A 20,391-nucleotide genomic window follows, 5' to 3' on the forward strand; every position below is an offset into this window, starting at 1 on the left:
GGCAAAGTCGCAAGATTCATAGTCATACCGCGGCCACTACCACAGCGCCGAGTACCAGCACGGCGCCGACGGCGATCGAGGCGGTGTACCAACGCAGCTGGCCGGTCTCGGTCTTGCTCATGGCGACGTGGCCGCCACGGGCCATCCGAGGGATCAGGCCGATGCTGCGGTCAACCGGGTCCTTGCGCAGGATGTGGCTGATCAGCAGGTAAGGTTTGACGAAGAGCTTGTCGTAGATCCAGTCGAAGCCCCAGGCAGCGAACCACCAGGCCGACAGGACGCGGCCGATGCTGCTGTTGGCGACGGCGCTGACGAAACGACGCTTGCCCAGGAACAGCAGGGCCGACAGCAGGATACCGGCGATGGCGATGGCACCCGAGGCGATCTCCAGCGAGTGCTTGGCGTCGCCACCGGCATGGCCGGCGCTTTCAGGCAGTACACCGGCCAGTGGCGGGGTGATCCAGGCGCCGACGAAGGTCGACAGCACGATCAGCACGCCCAGCGGCAGCCAGTGGCTGATGCCGTGGCCCGCGTGGGCTTCGGTCTTGGCTTCGCCGTGGAAGGCGATGAAGATCAGGCGGAAGGTGTACAGCGAGGTCATGAACGCACCGACCAGGCCGGCGTACAGCAAACCGGTGTTGCCGCTGGCGAAGGCTTCCCAGAGGATCTCGTCCTTGGAATAGAAGCCCACGGTGACGATTGGCAGGGCAGCCAGGGCAGCACCACCGACCACGAAGCTGGCGTAGGCCAGCGGCAGTTTCTTCCACAGGCCGCCCATCTTGAAGATGTTCTGCTCGTGGTGGCAGGCAACGATCACCGCACCGGAGGCAAGGAACAGCAGGGCCTTGAAGAAGGCGTGGGTCATCAGGTGGAAGATCGCCGCGTCCCAGGCGCCAACGCCCAGGGCCAGGAACATGTAGCCGATCTGGCTCATGGTCGAGTAGGCGAGGATACGCTTGATGTCGGTCTGAACCAGCGCGGCGAAGCCGGCCAGTACCAGGGTCACACCGCCGACTACGCCGACCAGGTGCAGGACGTCCGGCGCCAGCAGGAACAGGCCGTTGGTACGGGCGATCAGGTATACGCCCGCGGTCACCATGGTTGCGGCGTGGATCAGTGCCGAAACCGGGGTCGGGCCCGCCATTGCGTCGGCCAGCCAGGTCTGCAGCGGCAGCTGGGCCGATTTACCGACCGCGCCACCCAGCAGCATCAGGGTAGCCAGGACCATCCAGGTGTCACCCGCCTGGAACTTCTGCGGTGCCAGCACCAGCAGTTCCTGCACGTTCAGGGTACCCAGCTGGGCGAACAGGATGAACAGGCCGATGGCCATGAACACGTCGCCGATACGGGTGACGATGAAGGCCTTGAGTGCTGCATTACCGTTGTTGCGGTTGCTGTAGTAGAAACCGATCAACAGGTACGAGCACAGGCCCACGCCTTCCCAGCCGAAGTAGATGAACAGCAGGTTATCGCCCAGCACCAGGAACAGCATGCTGGCGATGAACAGGTTGGTGTACGAGAAGAAGCGCGAGTAACCGGCTTCGCCACGCATGTACCAGGACGCGAACAGGTGGATCAGGAAGCCTACGCCGGTGACCACGCCGAGCATGGTGACCGACAGGCCGTCCACGTACAGGGTGAAGTTCGGCGCAAAGCCGTCCACCGACATCCACTGCCACAGCAGCTGGCTGTACGCACCGCCTTCAGGCGGGGCGACGTTGAACTGCCAGATCACGTAGGCGGCTGTTGCGGCCGAGAGGCCCACCGAGCCGACGCCGATCAGGGCGGACAGGTTCTCCGAGAACCGCCCGCGCGAGAACGACAGCAGCAAGAAGCCGATCAGGGGGAAGACGAAAGTCAGGAAGATAAGGTTCATCCGCGCATCTCACTGGCAGCATCGATGTCGAGAGTGTGGAAGCGGCGATACAGCTGCAGCAGGATAGCCAGGCCAATACTGGCCTCGGCGGCTGCCAGGCTGATCACCAGAATGAACATCACCTGGCCGTCGGGTTGGACCCAACGGGCACCGGCGACGATGAACGCCAGCGCAGAGGCGTTCATCATGACTTCCAGGCTCATGAGCACGAAGAGGATGTTGCGGCGGACCATCAGGCCAACCAGACCTAAGCAGAACAGGATGCCGGCGACCGCCAGACCATGCTCGAGAGGGATAGCACCCATGATTTACTCCTTCGCCTCGTTGCGGCCCAGGTGGAAGGCGGTGACGGCTGCGGCGAGCAGCAGCATCGAGGCCAGTTCGACCACCAGCAGGTACGGGCCGAACAGGCTGATGCCCACGGCCTTGGCGTCCACGGTGGTACCGCTGATGGCTGCGCCGCTTGGGGTGACGAACAGCACGTACAGCAGCTCGAGCAGCAGCAGGGCGGCGAGGATCACCGGCCCGGCCCATATGCCAGGCTTGAGCCAGCCGCGCTCCTGGGCGACCGACGCCGGCCCCAGGTTGAGCATCATTACCACGAAGACGAACAGCACCATGATGGCGCCGGCGTAGGCGATCACTTCCAGGGCGCCGGCGAACGGCGCACCCAGGGCGAAGAAGATCATTGCCACGGAAATCAGCGAAATGATCAGGTAGAGCAGGGCGTGCACGGGGTTGGTGCCGGTCACCACCCGAAGGGTGGAGACCACGGCGATCCCGGATGCGAAGTAGAAAGCGAATTCCATCTTTCTGTCCTTATGGGAGCAAGCTCTTCACGTTGATCGGCTCGGCTTCGTTCTGTGCAGAGCCTTTCGGCTTGCCAGCGATCGCCATACCCGCAACACGGTAGAAGTTGTAGTCAGGGTTCTTGCCGGGGCCGGAGATCAGCAGATCTTCTTTCTCGTACACCAGGTCCTGACGCTTGAACTCGGCCATTTCGAAATCCGGAGTCAGCTGGATTGCGGTGGTCGGGCACGCCTCTTCGCACAGGCCGCAGAAGATGCAGCGCGAGAAGTTGATGCGGAAGAACTCGGGGTACCAACGACCGTCCTCGGTCTCGGCCTTCTGCAGCGAAATGCAGCCGACCGGGCAGGCCACCGCGCAGAGGTTGCACGCTACGCAGCGCTCCTCGCCGTCGGGGTCACGGGTGAGGACGATGCGGCCGCGGTAGCGCGGCGGCAGGTACACCGCTTCTTCGGGGTACTGCAGGGTGTCGCGCTTGCGGAACCCGTGGGAGAACACCATGGCCAGGCTGCGCAGCTGAGTGCCGGTGCCCTTAACGATGTCGCCGATATACTTGAACATGGGTCAAATCCTCACTGGGCCGCGACGGCTGGCGTGTTGTAAAGCACGATCGCAGCGGTCACCAGCAAATTGATCAGGGTCAGCGGCAGGCAGAACTTCCAGCTGAAGTCCATCACCTGGTCATAGCGTGGGCGCGGGATCGAGGCGCGCAGCAGGATGAACAGCATGATGAAGAACGCGGTTTTCAGCGCGAACCACAGGAACGGCACCTGAGGCAGCAGGTCGAACGGACCGTGCCAGCCGCCGAAGAACAGGGTCACCAGCAGCGCCGAGATGAGGATGATGCCGATGTACTCACCGACGAAGAACATGCCCCATTTCATGCCGGCATACTCGATGTGGTAGCCGTCGGCCAGTTCCTGTTCCGCTTCCGGCTGGTCGAACGGGTGACGGTGAGTCACGGCGACGCCAGCGATGAAGAAGGTGCAGAAGCCGAAGAACTGCGGAATGATGAACCACAGGTTCTGGGCCTGGTATTCAACGATGTCGCGCATGTTGAACGAACCCACCTGCACCACCACGCCCATCAGCGCCAGGCCCAGGAACACCTCGTACGAGACGGTCTGTGCCGATGCCCGCAAGCTGCCCAGCAGCGCGTACTTGTTGTTCGACGACCAACCGGCGAACAGCACGGCGTACACCGACAGGCCGGCCATGGCGAAGAAGAACAGCAAGCCGATGTTCAGGTCGGCGACGCCCCAGCCCGGTGTGATCGGGATGATCGAGAAGCCGATCAGCAGGGCGCTCATGGCCACGACCGGGGCCAGGGTGAAGATCATCTTGTCGACGAAGGGCGGATTCCAGTCTTCCTTGAAGAACATCTTCAGCATGTCGGCGGCGATCTGGAACATGCCGAACGGGCCGACCCGGTTCGGACCGTAGCGGTCCTGCCACCAGCCCAGCAGGCGGCGCTCGACGAAGCTGAGCAGCGCACCGCAGACGACTACGGCCAGCAGCACCACGATAGCCTTGACGACCTGGATGATCACATCGATCACTTCGGGGGTGAACCAGCTCATTGTGCTGCCTCCTGCAGGCCTTCGACGGATGCACCGAAGATGGCAGGCGGAATGCCGGCCAGGCCTTTCGGCAGCGCGACCAGGCCAGCGCCCAGCTCTTCATTGATGCGCAGCGGCAGGCGCAGGGCCACACCGGCGACGTTCAGGCTCAGCAGGGCACCCTCGTTGACACCCAGGCGGTCGGCTTCGGACTTGGCCAGGGCCACGTAGGCAGGCTGAATGCGCTCTTGCACCGGGGCGGCGCGCGAGGAGCTTTCTTCGCTGCCGAACAGGTGGAAGAACGGCACGGCGGTCCAGGTGCCACGGGCCGGGTTGAACGCGCCCGGAATGGCGTTGAACCAGTTCAGGCGGTCGCCTTGCGATTCGATCAGGCGCACGCCCGGGTCACCGGCACGCAGATGGCCACCGACCTCGTCCTGGAACTTGTTCCAGGCTTGCGGCGAGTTCCAGCCCGGCGACCAGGCGAACGGCACTTGCTGGCGCGGTTCGACGGAGCCCGAGTAACCTTCCATCGAGAAGGCGAACGCGGTGTCCTTGTCTTGCGGGGTGCGCGGTTCGTGCACGCTGATGTTGGCGCGCATGGCGGTACGGCCGGAATAGCGCAGCGGCTCACGGGCCAGTTTCATGCCCTTGATGCGGAACGCGGCGGAAGGCGCTGCGTTGACGATGCCAGCCAGTTGTGGGGCGGCTTCGGCGCAGGCGCTGGTGACGTGGTCCAGTTGGGTCCAGTCGACCGGCTTGTTCAGCAGGGTCGCACGCAGGGCGTGCATCCAGCGCCAGCCTTCGTGGACCAGGATGCTGCTGTCCAGGTATTGCGGGTCGAACACCTGGAAGAAGCGCTGGGCGCGGCCTTCCTGGCTGACCAGGGTGCCGTCGCCTTCGGCGAACGAGGCTGCCGGCAGTACCAGGTGAGCGCGTTCCAGGGTGGCGGTGTTGGAGTGGTCGGCAACGATCACGACTTTGGCTGCAGCCAGGGCGGCATCGACCTTGGCGGCCGAGACGCGGGTGTACAGGTCGTTTTCCAGGACCACAATGGCGTCGGCTTTGCCGCTGATGACCGCGTCCAGCGCGGCATCGACGGACTCACCGCCCAGCATCGCCAGGCCGAAGCTGTTGGCTTCAGGCACGACCAGGCTCAGCGAACCGTTTTTCTCGCGCAGCTTCAGGGCCTTGGCGATGTTGGCGGCGGCTTCGATCAGCGCCGGCTCGGCCAGCGAGGTACCGGCAACCACCAATGGGCGCTTGGCCGCGACCAGGGCATCGGCGATGCGCTGGGCCAGGGCCTTGGCTTCTTCGTCCAGGCCTGCAACGGCCGGGGCGCTCGGGTCGATGGCGTGGGCCACGGCGAAGCCGATGCGGGCCAGGTCAGCCGGGGCTGCGTGTACGCATTCTTCAGCGACGTCATCCAGCTTGGTTTCAGCCAGGCTGGCGATGAACAGCGGGTACAGCGCGTGCTGGCCGATGTTTTTCACCGCGGCGTCCAGCCAAGGCTGCACTTTCATCGCCTCGGCCATGGCTTCGGCCTTGCCTTTGGTGGCCTGGCGTACGGACAGGGCAACGCGGGCGGCGGTCTGGGTCAGGTCTTCGCCAAGCACGAACACAGCGTCGTGGTCTTCGATATCGCGCAGGGTCGGCACCGGCAGCGGGCTGTTGTTCAGCACGTTCAGGGCCAGGCGCACACGGGCCAGTTCGCCCGCTTCCATGCCCGAATAGAAGTAGTCGGCGCCGACCAGCTCACGCAGGCCGTAGTTGCTTTCGAGGCTGGCGCGCGGCGAGCCGATACCGACGATGGTGCGGCCGCGCAGCAGGTCGGCGGCTTTGTCCAGTGCGGCGTCCAGGCTCAGCTTGGTGCCATCGGCCAGGCGTGGCTGGCGTGGGCGGTCGGTGCGGTTGACGTAGCCATAACCGAAGCGGCCGCGGTCGCACAGGAAGTACTGGTTGACCGAGCCGTTGAAGCGGTTTTCGATGCGACGCAGTTCACCGTAGCGCTCGCCGGGGCTGATGTTGCAGCCACTGGAGCAGCCGTGGCAGATGCTCGGTGCGAACTGCATGTCCCACTTGCGGTTGTAGCGCTCGGAGTGGGTCTTGTCGGTGAACACGCCGGTCGGGCAGACCTCGGTCAGGTTGCCGGAGAACTCGCTCTCCAGCACGCCGTCTTCAACGCGGCCGAAGTACACGTTGTCGTGGGCGCCATAGACACCCAGGTCGGTACCGCCTGCGTAGTCCTTGTAGTAGCGCACGCAGCGGTAGCAGGCGATGCAGCGGTTCATCTCGTGTGCGATGAACGGGCCGAGGTCCTGGTTCTGGTGGGTACGCTTGGTGAAACGGTAGCGGCGCTCGTTGTGGCCGGTCATTACCGTCATGTCCTGCAGGTGGCAGTGACCGCCTTCCTCGCACACTGGGCAGTCGTGCGGGTGGTTGGTCATCAGCCATTCGACGACGCTGGCGCGAAACGCCTTGGACTCTTCATCTTCGATGGAGATCCAGGTGCCGTCGGAGGCAGGGGTCATGCAGGACATGACGATACGACCACGGGTGTCGTTTTCGTCGGTGTACTGCTTGACCGCGCACTGCCGGCAGGCGCCAACGCTACCAAGCGCGGGGTGCCAGCAGAAATAAGGGATGTCGAGGCCGAGCGACAGACACGCCTGTAACAGGTTGTCTGCACCGTTGACTTCGAGCGCTTTGCCGTCTACGTGGATAGTGGCCATTGTTCAAAGTTCTTCGTTGGCCCGCGTGAGCGGGCGTGGCTAATGGAAATCTGTACGCCTGCGGCCCGCCGCGAATCGTTCGGGCCGGCCTGCAGGCTGGCGGGTGGCACGGACCACCCGCAGCTCATCTTGTTATGCGCCGACCACGATCGGCCCGCTCGGTACTGGCTTGGCCAGGTTCGGGCGCAGGGCATCGGCAGCACTGGCTGGGGCGACACCGGCCTCGAATTCGGAGCGGAAGTATTTGATGGCACTGCCCAACGGCTCGACGGCACCCGGTGCGTGAGCACAGAAGGTACGGCCTGGGCCGAGGAAGTTGACCAGGCCCAGCAGGGTCTCGATGTCTTCGGCGCGGCCTTGGCCTTGCTCCAGCGAGCGCAGCATTTTCACGCTCCACGGCAGGCCGTCACGGCATGGGGTGCACCAGCCGCACGACTCGCGGGCAAAGAACTCTTCCATGTTGCGCAGCAGCGAGACCATGTTGATGCTGTCGTCGACCGCCATGGCCAGGCCAGTACCCATCCGGGTGCCCACTTTGGCAATGCCGCCGGCGTACATCTGGGCGTCGAGGTGCTCGGGCAGCAGGAAGCCGGTGCCAGCGCCGCCTGGCTGCCAGCACTTGAGCTTGAAGCCATCGCGCATGCCGCCGGCGTAGTCTTCGAACAGCTCACGGGCGGTGACGCCGAATGGCAGTTCCCACAGGCCAGGGTTTTTCACCTTGCCGGAGAAGCCCATCAGCTTGGTGCCGTGGTCTTCGCTGCCTTCGCGGGCCAGCGACTTGTACCAGTCGTTGCCGTTGGCGACGATGGCCGGCACGTTGCACAGGGTCTCGACGTTGTTCACGCAGGTCGGCTTGCCCCATACGCCAACGGCGGCAGGGAAGGGCGGCTTGGAACGTGGGTTGGCGCGACGGCCTTCCAGCGAGTTGATCAGTGCGGTTTCTTCACCGCAGATGTAGCGGCCGGCACCGGTGTGCACGAACAGCTCGAAGTCAAAGCCCGAGCCCAGGATGTTCTTGCCCAGGAGGCCAGCGGCCTTGGCTTCGTCGATGGCGCGGTTTAGGTTTTTCGCTGCGGTGGTGTACTCGCCACGCAGGAAGATGTAGCCACGGTAGGCCTTCAGGGCGCGGGCGCTGATCAGCATGCCCTCGACCAGCAGATGGGGCTGTTGCTCCATCAGCATGCGGTCCTTCCAGGTGTTCGGCTCCATTTCGTCCGCGTTGCACAGCAGGTAGCGGATGTTCATGGATTCGTCTTTAGGCATCAGGCCCCACTTCACCCCCGTGGGGAAGCCTGCGCCGCCGCGGCCCTTGAGGCCGGAGTCTTTGACGTTCTGCACGATGTCGTCTTGCGACATCTCGCTCAGTGCCTTGCGGGCAGCAGCGTAGCCGTTCTTGGCCTGGTACTCGGCAAGCCAGACCGGCTCGCCGTCGTCACGCAGACGCCAGGTCAGTGGGTGGGTTTCGGCCGAACGCGCGATGCGGTTGGCCGGGCCGAAGGAAGTAATGGTCATACGTAACCCTCCAGCAGTTTGGAAACGCCAGCAGGCTGCACGTCGCCAAAGGTGTCATCGTCGATCATCAGGGCCGGGGCCTTGTCGCAGTTGCCCAGGCAGCAGACCGGCAGTAGGGTGAAGCGCCCGTCGGCGGTGGTCTGGCCGAGGCCGATGCCCAGTTCGCTTTGGATCTGGCTGACCACCGACTCGTGGCCACCGATGTAGCAGACCATGCTGTCGCACACACGGATGATGTGGCGGCCGACCGGCTGACGGAAGATCTGGCTGTAGAACGTAGCCACGCCCTCGACGTCACTGGCCGGGATGCCCAGCACCTCGCCGATGGCGTGAATGGCGCCGTCCGGCACCCAGCCACGTTCCTTCTGGACAATCTTCAAGGCTTCGATGGACGCCGCGCGCGGGTCCTCGTAGTGATGCATCTCGTGCTCGATGGCCGAGCGCTCGGTTTCGCTCAGGGCGAAACGGTCTGTCTGGATAAGCGTGCTGTTCATGCTTAGCGGTCCACGTCAGCCATAACGAAGTCGATACTGCCCAGGTACGCAATGAGGTCGGCGACCATGCTGCCTTTGATCACCGAAGGGATCTGCTGCAGGTGCGGGTAGCTCGGGGTACGGATCCGGGTGCGGTAGCTCATGGTGCCGCCATCGCTCGTCAGGTAGTAACTGTTGATGCCCTTGGTCGCTTCGATCATCTGGAACGACTCGTTGGCCGGCATGACCGGGCCCCACGAGACTTGCAGGAAGTGCGTGATCAAGGTTTCGATGTGCTGCAGGGTGCGCTCTTTCGGCGGCGGCGTGGTCAGCGGGTGATCCGCCTTGTACGGGCCTTCCGGCATGTTGCGCAGGCACTGGTCGATGATGCGGATACTCTGACGCATCTCCTCGACACGGACCATGCAGCGATCGTAGGCATCGCCGTTGTGGGCCAGCGGTACTTCGAACTCGAAGTTTTCGTAGCCAGAATACGGGCGCGCTTTACGCAGGTCGAAGTCGCAACCAGTGGAACGCAGGCCGGCACCGGTGGTGCCCCATTCCAGCGCTTCCTTGGTGTTGTACGCGGCGACGCCGACGGTACGGCCCTTGAGGATGCTGTTCTGCAGGGCGGCCTTGGTGTATTCGTCGAGGCGCTTAGGCAGCCAGTCGACGAAGTCCTTGACCAGCTTGTCCCAGCCGCGCGGCAGGTCGTGGGCGACGCCACCGATGCGGTACCAGGCCGGGTGCAGGCGGAAACCGGTGATTGCTTCGATCACGGTGTAGGCGCGCTGGCGGTCGGTGAAGGTGAAGAACACCGGGGTCATGGCGCCGACGTCCTGGATGTAGGTCCCCAGGAACAGCAGATGGCTGGTGATGCGGAAGAACTCGGCGAGCATGATGCGAATCACGTCGACCTTCTGCGGCACCTTGATGCCGGCCAGCTTCTCTACCGCCAGTACGTACGGCAGGTTGTTCATCACCCCGCCGAGGTAGTCGATACGGTCGGTGTAGGGGATGAAACTGTGCCAGGACTGGCGCTCGGCCATCTTCTCGGCGCCACGGTGGTGGTAGCCGATGTCCGGGACGCAGTCGACGATCTCTTCACCGTCCAGCTGCAGGACGATACGGAACGCACCGTGGGCAGAGGGGTGGTTGGGGCCGAGGTTGAGGAACATGTAGTCCTCGTTGGCGCCCTGGCGCTTCATACCCCAGGCTTCCGGGTTGAAACGTGCCGATTCCTCTTCAAGCTGCTGCTTGGCCAGGGTCAGGCTGTAGGGGTCGAACTCGGTGGCGCGGGCAGGGTAGTCCTTGCGCAGCGGGTGGCCTTCCCAGGTGGGCGGCATCATGATGCGGCTCAGGTGCGGGTGGCCGGCAAAGTCGATGCCGAACATGTCCCAGACTTCGCGCTCGTACCAGTTGGCGTTGGGCCAGATGCCGGTCACGGTCGGCAGGTTCAGGTCGCCTTCGCTGAGCGACACCTTGATCATCACGTCGCTGTTACGCTCGACCGACAGCAGGTGGTAGAACACGCTGAAATCGGCGGCGGGCAGGCCGCGGCGCTGGGTGCGCAGGCGCTCGTCGACGCCATGCAGGTCGTACAGCATGCTGTACGGCTTGGCGACGTTGCGCAGGAAGCTGAGTACTTCTTTGAGCTGTGCACGTTTTACCCACAGCACCGGCATGCCGGTGCGGGTTTCCTGGGCGACGAATGCGTCGGCACCAAAACGGTTGTGCAATTCGACGACCACATCCTGGTCGTCAGCCTTGTAAGGCGGAATATAAATAGCGGTGTCCGCTGTCATGGTCTCGGTCGCTTTGAGTCAACGTAGAGAATGAAGCCAGGCCGCCGGCTCCTTGGGGAGCGGGCGGCAGGTCGCTGGATCAGACTTCGTCGGGGCTGCGCAGGTTGGTTACCGCGATACGCTGTTCACGACGCAGGTCTTTCTGGGCAGGCATCTCGGCACGGTAAATGCCTTGATCACCAACAACCCAGGAAAGCGGGCGTCGCTCCTGGCCAATCGACTCCTGCAGCAGCATCAAGCCTTGCAGGAACGCTTCAGGGCGAGGCGGGCAGCCAGGCACGTAAACATCCACGGGGAGGAACTTGTCGACCCCCTGAACGACCGAGTAAATGTCGTACATGCCACCGGAGTTGGCGCACGAACCCATGGAGATGACCCACTTCGGCTCGAGCATCTGCTCGTACAGGCGCTGAATGATCGGCGCCATCTTGATGAAGCAGGTACCGGCGATGACCATGAAGTCGGCCTGACGCGGCGAGGCCCGGATGACTTCGGCGCCGAAGCGGGCGATGTCGTGGGGCGCCGTGAAGGCCGTGGTCATTTCCACGTAGCAGCAGGACAGGCCGAAGTTATACGGCCAGAGGGAGTTCTTGCGACCCCAGTTGACCGCGCCACGCAGCACATCTTCGAGTTTCCCCATGTAGATGTTCTTGTGGACCTGGTCCTCGAGCAGTTGGTCGGTGACGGTTTCCCGTTCACCTACCGGGTACTGCTCGTTGGGCGCATCCGGATCGATTCTGGTGAGATTGTATTGCATTGCCAAAGCCTCATTGTTTCAGCTTCGCTTGCCGCTTGCGGCGACCTTCGGGAGCCCAATCAAGAGCACCGACGCGCCAAAGGTAGACAAGACCTGCCAACAGAATTGCTATGAAAACGAGCGCTTCGACGAACCCGGTCCAGCCGCTTTCGCGGACGGACACAGACCATGCAAAGAGGAAGAGGGCTTCGATATCGAAGATCACGAACAGCATCGCGACCAGATAGAATTTGGCGGACAGGCGCAGGCGGGCGCTGCCGACGGGCAGCATGCCGGATTCGAAGGGTTCGTTCTTGGCGCGGCCCCAGGCCTTGCTACCGAGCAGGCTGGACAGACCGAGCATGAAGGCACACAGGCCGACGACACCCAAAAGGAAGATGGCAAAGCCCCAGTTGTGGGCGATGAGTCCTGCCGAATCGGACATGCTAGAGATCCTTATACAGAGACCCAGCTCTGCAGTCTGAAATAAGTAGAGCGGCGACCTGGTGTCGCACATGCAGTGACCAAATGTCGCAGCTGAATCAATCGCGCTGATTTTATGGGTAAACCCGGTGCAAGTAAAATTTCTGTGGCAATTTATTCGTAGGATTAAGAACAAAAATCTTTCGTAACTGGCTGAAAGCCTTGAATTTCGGGCATTGCGCGCGTTTTTGTTAATTATGTTTCTTGCGCGATGTAACGAATTCCTAATTATGTAATGATAATTAATCGCATTGAGACTGGTGCGGTGAAACTCTCCTCTTGTGAGTCTTGCAAAGTTGCCCGGGCGGGTGGGCTACTTGCAAATGCGAAAAAGGCTCGTTCTAACAGCTTCCAGCGCCTTGCGCACCGCTCTGGGTCAATACTTTATCGGTTAAGCCGTGGCGGGCCGATGAAGCGATTGCCCACTGGCCCAGCCAGTAAGCGACGATGATCAGGTAAGGCGCAGCAGCGAACGGGCTGACGAAGCGGTCGATTCCGATCAGGCTGTCAGAAAATACGAACATGCACGCGCCGAGCCCGGCGATACCGCCGCATGCCAGAGCGCGCCAGAGCATGGCACTGATCGCCAGGGCATACAGCGCCACTGGGACCAGGAGTGGGCCGAGGCCGTGGCTTGCCAGCACCCCCAGCAGCGTCGAGCCCGTTGCCGCGCTCAGCAGCAGAGCTGGCAGGGCCGGGCGTAACGTCATGCTGCAATAGGCACGCAGGTAAGCCAGGTGGGCGCAGAGAAACGCTGCCAAACCGAACACGAACAGGTCGGCTGGGATGGCCAGAAGTACGTCACCCAGTACCGAGAAACCCAGGCCGATGACGATCCAGTGGCGGTATATAGTGTCGGGTCCCTGGTAGAGCCAGGCGATCAGTGCCAGTACCGGAGCGGGTTTGACTAGCAGGCCAAGCAGGGCATTGTCGCTGGCCAGTGCATAGAGATAAAAAGCAGCGGCTGCGACGGCGATTGTGATCAGGTGGCTTGGACGAAGCATGGGCAGTCCTTGCTACTGTGCTGCCACAAGCATAGTCCGGATCCTGGGTTTTGCTTTCGTCTGCACTGGCCTCTTCGCGGGCAAGCCCGCTCCCACAGGTATCGCGCCATGCTCGAAATAGGCGCAGAACCTGTGGGAGCGGGCTTGCCCGCGAAGAGGCCAGGGCAGGTAAAAAAGAAGGCCCGAGACGCTTGCGAGTCCCGGGCCCTCCTTCAACAGCCCGCTGTTATCAGTGGAACTGCTCTTCCTCGGTCGAACCGGTCAGCGCAGTCACCGACGAAGCCCCACCTTGAATCACGGTGGTCATGTCATCGAAGTAGCCAGTGCCCACTTCCTGCTGGTGCGCAACGAAGGTGTAGCCTTTGCTGGCATCAGCGAATTCCTGCTCCTGCAGCTTCACGTAGGCAGTCATGTCGTTGCGGGCGTAGTCGTGCGCCAGGTTGAACATGCCGTGCCACATGTTGTGAATGCCAGCCAGGGTGATGAACTGGTGTTTGTAGCCCATGGCCGACAGCTCGCGTTGGAACTTGGCGATGGTCGCGTCGTCCAGGTTTTTCTTCCAGTTGAAGGAAGGCGAGCAGTTGTACGACAGGATCTGGTCCGGGTATTCCTTCTTGATCGCTTCGGCGAAGCGGCGGGCTTCGTCCAGGTCCGGCTTGGCGGTTTCGCACCAGATCAGGTCGGCATACGGTGCGTAGGCCAGGCCGCGGGAGATTGCCTGGTCGAGGCCTGCACGCACTTTGTAGAAGCCTTCGCGGGTGCGCTCGCCGATCACGAACGGTTGGTCGTACGGGTCGCAGTCACTGGTCAGCAGGTCGGCGGCGTTGGCGTCGGTACGGGCCAGAATGATGGTCGGCACGCCCGAAACGTCAGCTGCCAGGCGCGCGGCAACCAGCTTCTGTACAGCTTCCTGGGTGGGTACCAGTACCTTGCCCCCCATGTGGCCGCATTTTTTCACCGAGGCCAGCTGGTCTTCGAAGTGCACGCCGGCGGCGCCCGCTTCGATCATGTTCTTCATCAGCTCGTAGGCGTTCAGTACGCCGCCGAAACCGGCTTCGGCGTCAGCCACGATTGGCGCGAAGTAGTCGATGTAGCCTTCGTCGCCCGGATTCTTGCCGGCTTTCCACTGGATCTGGTCGGCGCGGCGGAACGAGTTGTTGATGCGCTTGACCACGGTCGGTACCGAGTCGACTGGGTACAGCGACTGGTCGGGGTACATGGACTCGGCCGAGTTGTTGTCGGCGGCAACTTGCCAGCCGGACAGGTAGATAGCCTGGATGCCGGCTTTGACCTGTTGTACTGCCTGGCCGCCGGTCAGGGCGCCCATGCAGTTGACGAAATCTTTTTCTGGGCGGAAGGACGGGTGGGCACCCTGGGTGACCAGCTTCCACAGTTTTTCTGCGCCCTGACGGGCCAGGGTGTGCTCCGGCTGCAGGGAGCCACGCAGGCGAACGACATCAGCGGCGGTATAGGTACGGGTCACGCCTTTCCAGCGCGGGTTTTCGGCCCAGTCTTTCTCGAGGGCTGCAATTTGCTGTTCGCGTGTCAGTGCCATGGAAATAAACCTCGTCGCATCGATCTTGGGGTAATTGTGCTGATGCTCGGGTGCAGATCAGAGGCCTGGCGGCTGTCCTGTTCGGGGGCGTGCGGCGGCGAACGCGAAGGCTCGAAGGGGAAGGAGGTGCAGGCCAGGCGAAGGTGTGCGCTGCAGGTCGGCTCGTGGATGCCTTGCTGCGGTGCTACGCGATTGCCAGAACTGCGGTGATGCGCTTCCGTCCCTCGGGACAACTTCTTCGTTGCAGTCGCAATCCCGTCGAACCGCCTTGTGGGCCGTATAGACACGAGGCGCCTCCAGGGGTGGGAGGAGTACGCCTCGAAGGCCCTTGCCAGGGCCCCTGATTAGCGGGAGCGAGGCCATCATGCCCTTGAGAAAAAGTACCTGTCAAATGTTTTGTAGTGACTTTTGTCACTTACTACATCTTTGGTCTAATACGACTCGGCAGTCAGTTTCTAGGCCATTGGTCGAGGCCTTGAATTGCCTGGGATCAGTCCAGAAGGTCGACTTTTACACGTAAAGTCATGTTTTCACCGCGCTGGGTACTGTAAGTGTGGCTTGACGCGCTACGATCGGACTGGCTCTGCTGGTTGAACCCCGCCAAGGTGATCCATTCCCCGAGCTTGCCGGTGACTGTCGTGTCGGTGCTTTGCACGTTCACTACATCTGCACGTTCCTGGCTGATGCGATCATTATTGGTGCTTATTTGCAGACGAACCGTTTCGCCGCTCAGGCTGGGGGTAACGTAGAAACCTTGGGTCACATTGCGGTATTCGGTGTTGCTTTGAATGCGCCCATAACCGTCGGTACTGGTGCTGGTGACCGGGATGCTCTGGCCAACCTGGATCAGCGCGGCCTGGCCTTCGCTGGCCTGAACCTGCTGCATGCCGCCTTCGCGGTTGCTGGTGCCGTAGCGGATGACGTGAGCGTTGCCGCGGGTGTCCTGGAAGTTGCTGTCGTTGTTGTCGACGCTGATCAGCAGGCGCTTGGGCGCGGTGTCCAATTGTTGCAGCAGGCTGCGCAGGTCGTCGATGCGCTCGGTGCTGGCATTGACGATCAGCTTGTTCTCGAAGGCGCTGACGGTGCCATCCTTGCCGATGAACGATTGTGCAGCGGGCAGCAGTTCGGCGCTGCTGCGGTACTGCAAGGGGAGGACTTCGGTGGCGGCGTGAGCGCTGAGGGTGGCAGCCAGCAGCAAGGAAGTGAAAAGCGGGCGTAGCGGCATGTCCATGATCTCCGCAGTGGGTATCAACATGATGGCAAATTTGCCCAGGTTGTGCAGGTTATGCATCAAGGGGCGGCATCCTGCACTTTTGAGCGGTGGCCGCTGTCAGACAAATTCCGTAACATCGCGCCCCTCGATTGCCAGCCCCTCCGCCTGGACCGCCTCACAGGAACTTCATGAAACCCGTACGACTGCGCGCCGACCTGCTCGCCGGCCTGACCACTTCGTTCGCCCTGGTGCCTGAGTGCATCGCCTTCGCCCTGGTGGCGCACCTCAATCCGCTGATGGGCCTATATGGCGCTTTCATCATTTGTACACTGACCGCATTGTTCGGGGGCCGTCCGGGCATGATCTCTGGCGCTGCCGGCTCCATGGCGGTGGTGATCGTCGCGCTGGTGGTGCAACACGGGGTGCAATACTTGCTGGCCACGGTGCTGCTTGGCGGGGTGGTGATGATCTTGTTTGGCCTGCTGCGCCTGGGCAAGCTGGTGCGCCTGGTGCCTTACCCAGTGATGCTGGGCTTCGTCAACGGCCTGGCGATCGTCATCGCTCTGGCTCAGTTGGAGCACTTCAAGCAGGGCGGTCAGTGGCTCAGCGGTTCGCCGCTGTACCTGATGGTCGGCCTGGTGGCGCTGACCATGCTGGTGGTCTACATGCTGCCCAAGCTGACTCGCGCCGTACCGCCCGCGCTGGTGGCCATCCTGGGGGTAGGCCTATTGGTGTACCTGCTGGGTTTGCCGACCCGCACCCTCGGCGACATGGCGCACATTGCCGGTGGCCTGCCGCAAGTGACGCTGCCAGATGTGCCATGGAACCTTGAAACGCTCAAGATTATCGCCCCCTACGCGGTGCTGATGGCCATGGTCGGCCTGCTGGAGACCCTGCTGACGCTCAACCTCACCGACGAAATCACCGAAAGCCGTGGCTTCCCTGACCGTGAGTGCGTGGCCCTGGGCGCCGCCAACATGGTTTCGGGCCTGTGCGGTGGCATGGGCGGCTGCGCGATGATCGGGCAGACGGTGATCAACCTCAGCTCCAATGGCCGCGGCCGGCTATCGGGCGTGGTTGCCGGGGTGATGATCCTGCTGTTCGTGTTGTTCTTGTCGCCGCTGATCGAGCGTATTCCGCTGGCTGCCCTGGTGGGGGTGATGTTCGTGGTTGCCCAGCAGACCTTCGCCTGGGCTTCGTTGCGCGTGTTGCACAAGGTGCCGGTGAACGATGTGCTGGCGATCATTGCGGTGACCATCGTCACGGTGTTCACCGACCTGGCCGTGGCGGTACTGTTTGGTATTGTCATCGCGGCGGTGAACTTTGCCTGGCAGCATGCGCGGGAGCTGTATGCCGACAGCCATGAGGAAGCGGGCGGCGGCAAGCGTTATCAGGTACATGGCACGTTGTTCTTTGCCTCGACCGCCTCGTTCCTCAACCAGTTCGATACGGCGAAGGATCCGGCGCAGGTTACGCTGGACTGCCAGCATTTGAGCTTTGTCGATTATTCGGCAGTTGCGGCGCTGAAAACGCTGCGTGAGCGGTATACCAAGGCGGGCAAGCATTTGCGCGTGGTGCACTTGTCGGAGCGGTGCAAGAAGCTGTTGAAGCGGGCTGGCGAGCAGCTCTGAGAAGGGTTATTGCCTGCACCGGCCCCTTCGCGGGCAAGCCCGCTCCCACAGGTATGGAGCGGATTCAAGGCGGATGGAGGCCCTGTGAGCTTTGAGAAGGGTTATTGCCTGCACTGATCCCACAGGTATGCCACCGGATTCAAGGCGAATGGAGTTCCTGTGGGAGCGGGCTTGCCCGCGAAGGGGCCGGTACAGGTGAATGAATTATTCCCCGCGGTTCTTCTTCACGATCCCGTCAGCAATGCTGGCCGGTGCCTCGGCATAGCGGATGAACTCCATCGTGTAGCTGGCGCGGCCCTGGGTCATCGAGCGCATGGAAGTGGCATAGCCGAACATTTCGCCCAGCGGCACTTCGGCGCGTATCACCTTGCCGGCTGGCGTCTCGTCGCCATCCTGGATCATCCCGCGGCGCCGGCTCAGGTCGCCCATGATGTCGCCCTGGTATTCCTCGGGGGTCACCACCTCAACCTTCATCACCGGCTCTAGCAGCACTGCCCCGCCTTTTTGCGAGAGCTGCTTGGTGGCCATGGACGCGGCTATCTTGTAGGCCATTTCGTTGGAGTCGACGTCGTGGTAGGAGCCGTCGAACACGGCAGCCTTCAAGTTGATCAGTGGGTAGCCGGCGAGCACGCCATTCTTCATCTGTTCTTCGATACCTTTTTGGATGGCCGGGATGTACTCCCGAGGTACCACGCCACCGACGATCTCGTTGATGAATTCCAGGCCTTCCTTGCCTTCGTCGCCCGGGGCGAAGCGGATCCAGCAGTGGCCGTATTGGCCGCGCCCGCCCGATTGGCGAACGAAGCGGCCTTCGATCTCGCAGGTGTTGCGGATCTTCTCGCGATAAGCCACCTGCGGCTTGCCGATATTGGCCTCGACGTTGAACTCGCGGCGCATGCGGTCGACGATGATGTCCAGGTGCAACTCGCCCATGCCGGAGATGATGGTCTGGCCGGTTTCCTCATCGGTGCGCACGCGGAACGACGGGTCCTCCTGGGCCAGCTTGCCCAGGGCTATGCCCATTTTTTCTTGGTCGGCCTTGGTCTTAGGCTCCACGGCCACGGAGATCACCGGGTCTGGGAAGTCCATGCGTTCGAGAATGATGGGGTTGTTGATGTCGCACAGGGTATCGCCCGTGGTCACGTCCTTCATGCCGATCAAGGCGGCAATATCGCCGGCGCACACGTCCTTGATTTCGGCGCGTTGGTTGGCGTGCATCTGCACCATGCGGCCGATGCGTTCTTTTTTGCCCTTGACCGAATTCAGCACCGCATGGCCGGAACTGAGCACGCCGGAATACACCCGGGCAAAGGTGAGGGTGCCGACGAAGGGGTCGGTGGCGATCTTGAAGGCCAGGGCCGAGAAGGGCTCTTTGTCGTCGGCGTGGCGCTCCAGGTGCTTTTCTTCGTCGTCGGGGTCGGTACCTTTGATCGCCGGGATTTCGGAGGGGGCGGGCAGGTAGTCGATGACGGCATCGAGCATCAGCGGCACGCCCTTGTTCTTGAACGACGAGCCAAGGATGGTCGGCACGATTTCGTTGGCAATGGTGCGCTGGCGCAGAGCGGCCTTGATCTCATCGATGCTGAGCTCCTCGCCATCGAGAAACTTCATGGTCAGTTCATCGTTGGCCTCTGCCGCGGCTTCGATCATGTGCGCGCGCCATTCGTCGGCGAGCGCCTGGAGCTCGGTGGGGATCGCTTCTTCGCGGTAGGTGGTGCCGTTGTCGGCATCGTTCCAGTAGATGGCCTTCATCTTCACCAGATCGATCTGGCCGATAAAGTGCTCTTCGCTGCCGATGGCCAGCTGGATCGGCACAGGGTGATGCCCCAGGCGCTTGTCGATCTGCTTGACCACGCGCAGGAAGTCGGCACCCTGGCGGTCCATCTTGTTGATGTAGGCCAGGCGCGGCACGTGGTACTTGTTGGCCTGGCGCCACACGGTTTCCGATTGCGGTTCGACCCCGTCGGCGCCGCTGAATACCACCACCGCGCCGTCGAGCACACGCAGCGAGCGTTCTACCTCGATGGTGAAGTCGACGTGGCCAGGGGTATCGATGATGTTGAAGCGGTACTTGTCGGGGAACTGCTTGGTCGAGCCCTGCCAGAAGGCCGTGGTGGCTGCCGAGGTGATGGTGATGCCGCGCTCCTGTTCCTGGGCCATCCAGTCCATGGTCGCGGCGCCATCGTGCACCTCGCCCATCTTGTGATTGACCCCGGTGTAAAACAGGATGCGCTCGGTGGTGGTGGTCTTGCCGGCATCCACGTGGGCGACGATGCCGATATTGCGATACAGCTCGATGGGCGTTGTACGGGCCATGGCGGACTACCTGCGGATGGGCGGATTCTCCCACGTTAGCAGACCGGAAGAATCCTGCTTTACCGCCGGGCCGTCAGTCGGCCTGAGCCTGCAGCAGCCATTGGCCGTCCACTTCACGGGCCAGGCCGCTAGCAGGCAGCAGGGCCAGCAAGCGCTCGTGCAGGGCGCCGTCGGTGAAGGTCTTGAGCTTGGCCATGTCCAGCGCGCCGACCAGGTTGAGGTCTTCTTTGTGGTACGACAGCCAGGCTTTTTTCAGCACCAGCAGCACGTCGCTGCCTGCGGTGTTGGCGAAGCGGCGGTTGAGCGGGCGGCCTTCGAGGGTGAAGTTGTGCGCGTGGCTGTAGCTGCTCTGGTCGCCACCGTCACGGCAGCGGTGGCACTGGCACGGGCCTTCGGCGAACGCGTTGCGCAGGTAGGTGTTGAAGTCCACGACGGGCTTGAGGGACAGGCGTTTGTCGACCTCGAACAGGTCGGCGATCAGGGGTTCTTCGGCGCTCACTCGGGATCCTCGTGTGGTGTGGCGTGCATCGGCGGGCACCCTAACAGATCGGGGCGGGGGAGGCCATTTTGATCTGTTGATGGCGGCCACCCAGGTGCCAGGCATGACGCTGTACCTGTGGGAGCGGATCACCCGCGAAGAGGCCAGTAGAGACAACAGGCAAAGGCTGCCGTACTCTACGCGCCAAAAC

The 20,391-nt window shown here is 62.4% G+C and carries 17 protein-coding genes; 1 reads left to right on the forward strand and 16 read right to left on the reverse strand.

What is annotated here, in order from left to right:
* Positions 1-22: 22 nt before the first annotated feature.
* From nuoL to AC5PZ0_RS01645, 14 genes are all read right to left on the reverse strand, one after another.
* Positions 23-1,876: an NADH-quinone oxidoreductase subunit L gene (gene nuoL / locus AC5PZ0_RS01580; protein ID WP_027592816.1), complete on the reverse strand. Its 1,854-nt coding sequence runs from the start codon at positions 1,874-1,876 to the stop codon at positions 23-25.
* Entirely contained in the window at positions 1,873-2,181 is a 309-nt protein-coding gene (nuoK, locus tag AC5PZ0_RS01585) for an NADH-quinone oxidoreductase subunit NuoK (protein WP_008096201.1), read from the reverse strand. The genes nuoL and nuoK overlap by 4 nt, the downstream gene beginning before the upstream one ends.
* Before the next feature lie 3 nt (positions 2,182-2,184).
* Positions 2,185-2,685 carry an NADH-quinone oxidoreductase subunit J gene (gene nuoJ, locus AC5PZ0_RS01590; protein WP_027592815.1) on the reverse strand — a complete coding sequence of 167 codons (501 nt, stop codon included), beginning with the start codon at positions 2,683-2,685 and terminating at the stop codon, positions 2,185-2,187.
* Between the two features lie 10 nt (positions 2,686-2,695).
* Positions 2,696-3,244: an NADH-quinone oxidoreductase subunit NuoI gene (nuoI, locus tag AC5PZ0_RS01595; RefSeq protein WP_027592814.1), complete on the reverse strand. Its 549-nt coding sequence runs from the start codon at positions 3,242-3,244 to the stop codon at positions 2,696-2,698.
* Positions 3,245-3,255: 11 nt separating this feature from the next.
* Complete coding sequence (nuoH, locus tag AC5PZ0_RS01600) at positions 3,256-4,263, reverse strand: NADH-quinone oxidoreductase subunit NuoH (protein WP_027592813.1); 1,008 nt, start codon at positions 4,261-4,263, stop codon at positions 3,256-3,258.
* Positions 4,260-6,974 carry an NADH-quinone oxidoreductase subunit NuoG gene (gene nuoG / locus AC5PZ0_RS01605; protein ID WP_493854157.1) on the reverse strand — a complete coding sequence of 905 codons (2,715 nt, stop codon included), beginning with the start codon at positions 6,972-6,974 and terminating at the stop codon, positions 4,260-4,262. Before nuoG ends, nuoH begins: the two co-directional genes overlap by 4 nt.
* A 132-nt stretch (positions 6,975-7,106) precedes the next feature.
* Entirely contained in the window at positions 7,107-8,486 is a 1,380-nt protein-coding gene (gene nuoF / locus AC5PZ0_RS01610) for an NADH-quinone oxidoreductase subunit NuoF (protein WP_027592811.1), read from the reverse strand.
* Positions 8,483-8,980, reverse strand: a complete 498-nt coding sequence (gene nuoE / locus AC5PZ0_RS01615) for an NADH-quinone oxidoreductase subunit NuoE (RefSeq protein WP_003251433.1) — start codon at positions 8,978-8,980, stop codon at positions 8,483-8,485. The genes nuoF and nuoE overlap by 4 nt, the downstream gene beginning before the upstream one ends.
* 2 nt (positions 8,981-8,982) lie before the next feature.
* Positions 8,983-10,764 (reverse strand): NADH-quinone oxidoreductase subunit C/D, encoded by a 1,782-nt coding sequence (gene nuoC, locus AC5PZ0_RS01620; protein WP_027592809.1) that lies wholly within the window; start codon positions 10,762-10,764, stop codon positions 8,983-8,985.
* 79 nt (positions 10,765-10,843) lie between these two features.
* On the reverse strand, positions 10,844-11,521 hold the full coding sequence (locus AC5PZ0_RS01625) for a NuoB/complex I 20 kDa subunit family protein (RefSeq protein ID WP_012313769.1): 678 nt from the start codon (positions 11,519-11,521) through the stop codon (positions 10,844-10,846).
* Between the two features lie 10 nt (positions 11,522-11,531).
* Complete coding sequence (locus AC5PZ0_RS01630; protein ID WP_003251427.1) at positions 11,532-11,945, reverse strand: NADH-quinone oxidoreductase subunit A; 414 nt, start codon at positions 11,943-11,945, stop codon at positions 11,532-11,534.
* A 379-nt stretch (positions 11,946-12,324) separates the two neighbouring features.
* Positions 12,325-12,987 carry a lysoplasmalogenase gene (locus AC5PZ0_RS01635; protein WP_493854158.1) on the reverse strand — a complete coding sequence of 221 codons (663 nt, stop codon included), beginning with the start codon at positions 12,985-12,987 and terminating at the stop codon, positions 12,325-12,327.
* A 229-nt stretch (positions 12,988-13,216) separates the two neighbouring features.
* Positions 13,217-14,542 carry an isocitrate lyase gene (gene aceA, locus AC5PZ0_RS01640; RefSeq protein ID WP_012273289.1) on the reverse strand — a complete coding sequence of 442 codons (1,326 nt, stop codon included), beginning with the start codon at positions 14,540-14,542 and terminating at the stop codon, positions 13,217-13,219.
* A 490-nt stretch (positions 14,543-15,032) separates the two neighbouring features.
* Entirely contained in the window at positions 15,033-15,767 is a 735-nt protein-coding gene (locus tag AC5PZ0_RS01645; RefSeq protein WP_493854379.1) for a secretin N-terminal domain-containing protein, read from the reverse strand.
* A 176-nt stretch (positions 15,768-15,943) separates the two neighbouring features.
* On the opposite strand from AC5PZ0_RS01645, the gene AC5PZ0_RS01650 reads away from it, so the two are divergent.
* Positions 15,944-17,386 (forward strand): SulP family inorganic anion transporter, encoded by a 1,443-nt coding sequence (locus AC5PZ0_RS01650; RefSeq protein ID WP_493854159.1) that lies wholly within the window; start codon positions 15,944-15,946, stop codon positions 17,384-17,386.
* 204 nt (positions 17,387-17,590) lie between these two features.
* Here the strand turns inward: AC5PZ0_RS01650 and fusA are convergent, their stop codons facing one another.
* Together fusA and AC5PZ0_RS01660 are read right to left on the reverse strand one after the other, a co-directional pair.
* Positions 17,591-19,702, reverse strand: a complete 2,112-nt coding sequence (fusA, locus tag AC5PZ0_RS01655; RefSeq protein ID WP_099428753.1) for an elongation factor G — start codon at positions 19,700-19,702, stop codon at positions 17,591-17,593.
* 73 nt (positions 19,703-19,775) lie between these two features.
* Complete coding sequence (locus AC5PZ0_RS01660; RefSeq protein ID WP_027592805.1) at positions 19,776-20,201, reverse strand: hypothetical protein; 426 nt, start codon at positions 20,199-20,201, stop codon at positions 19,776-19,778.
* Between the last annotated feature and the right edge of the window lie 190 nt (positions 20,202-20,391).

The sequence above is a fragment of the Pseudomonas sp. 5.2 genome, from assembly GCF_059025405.1.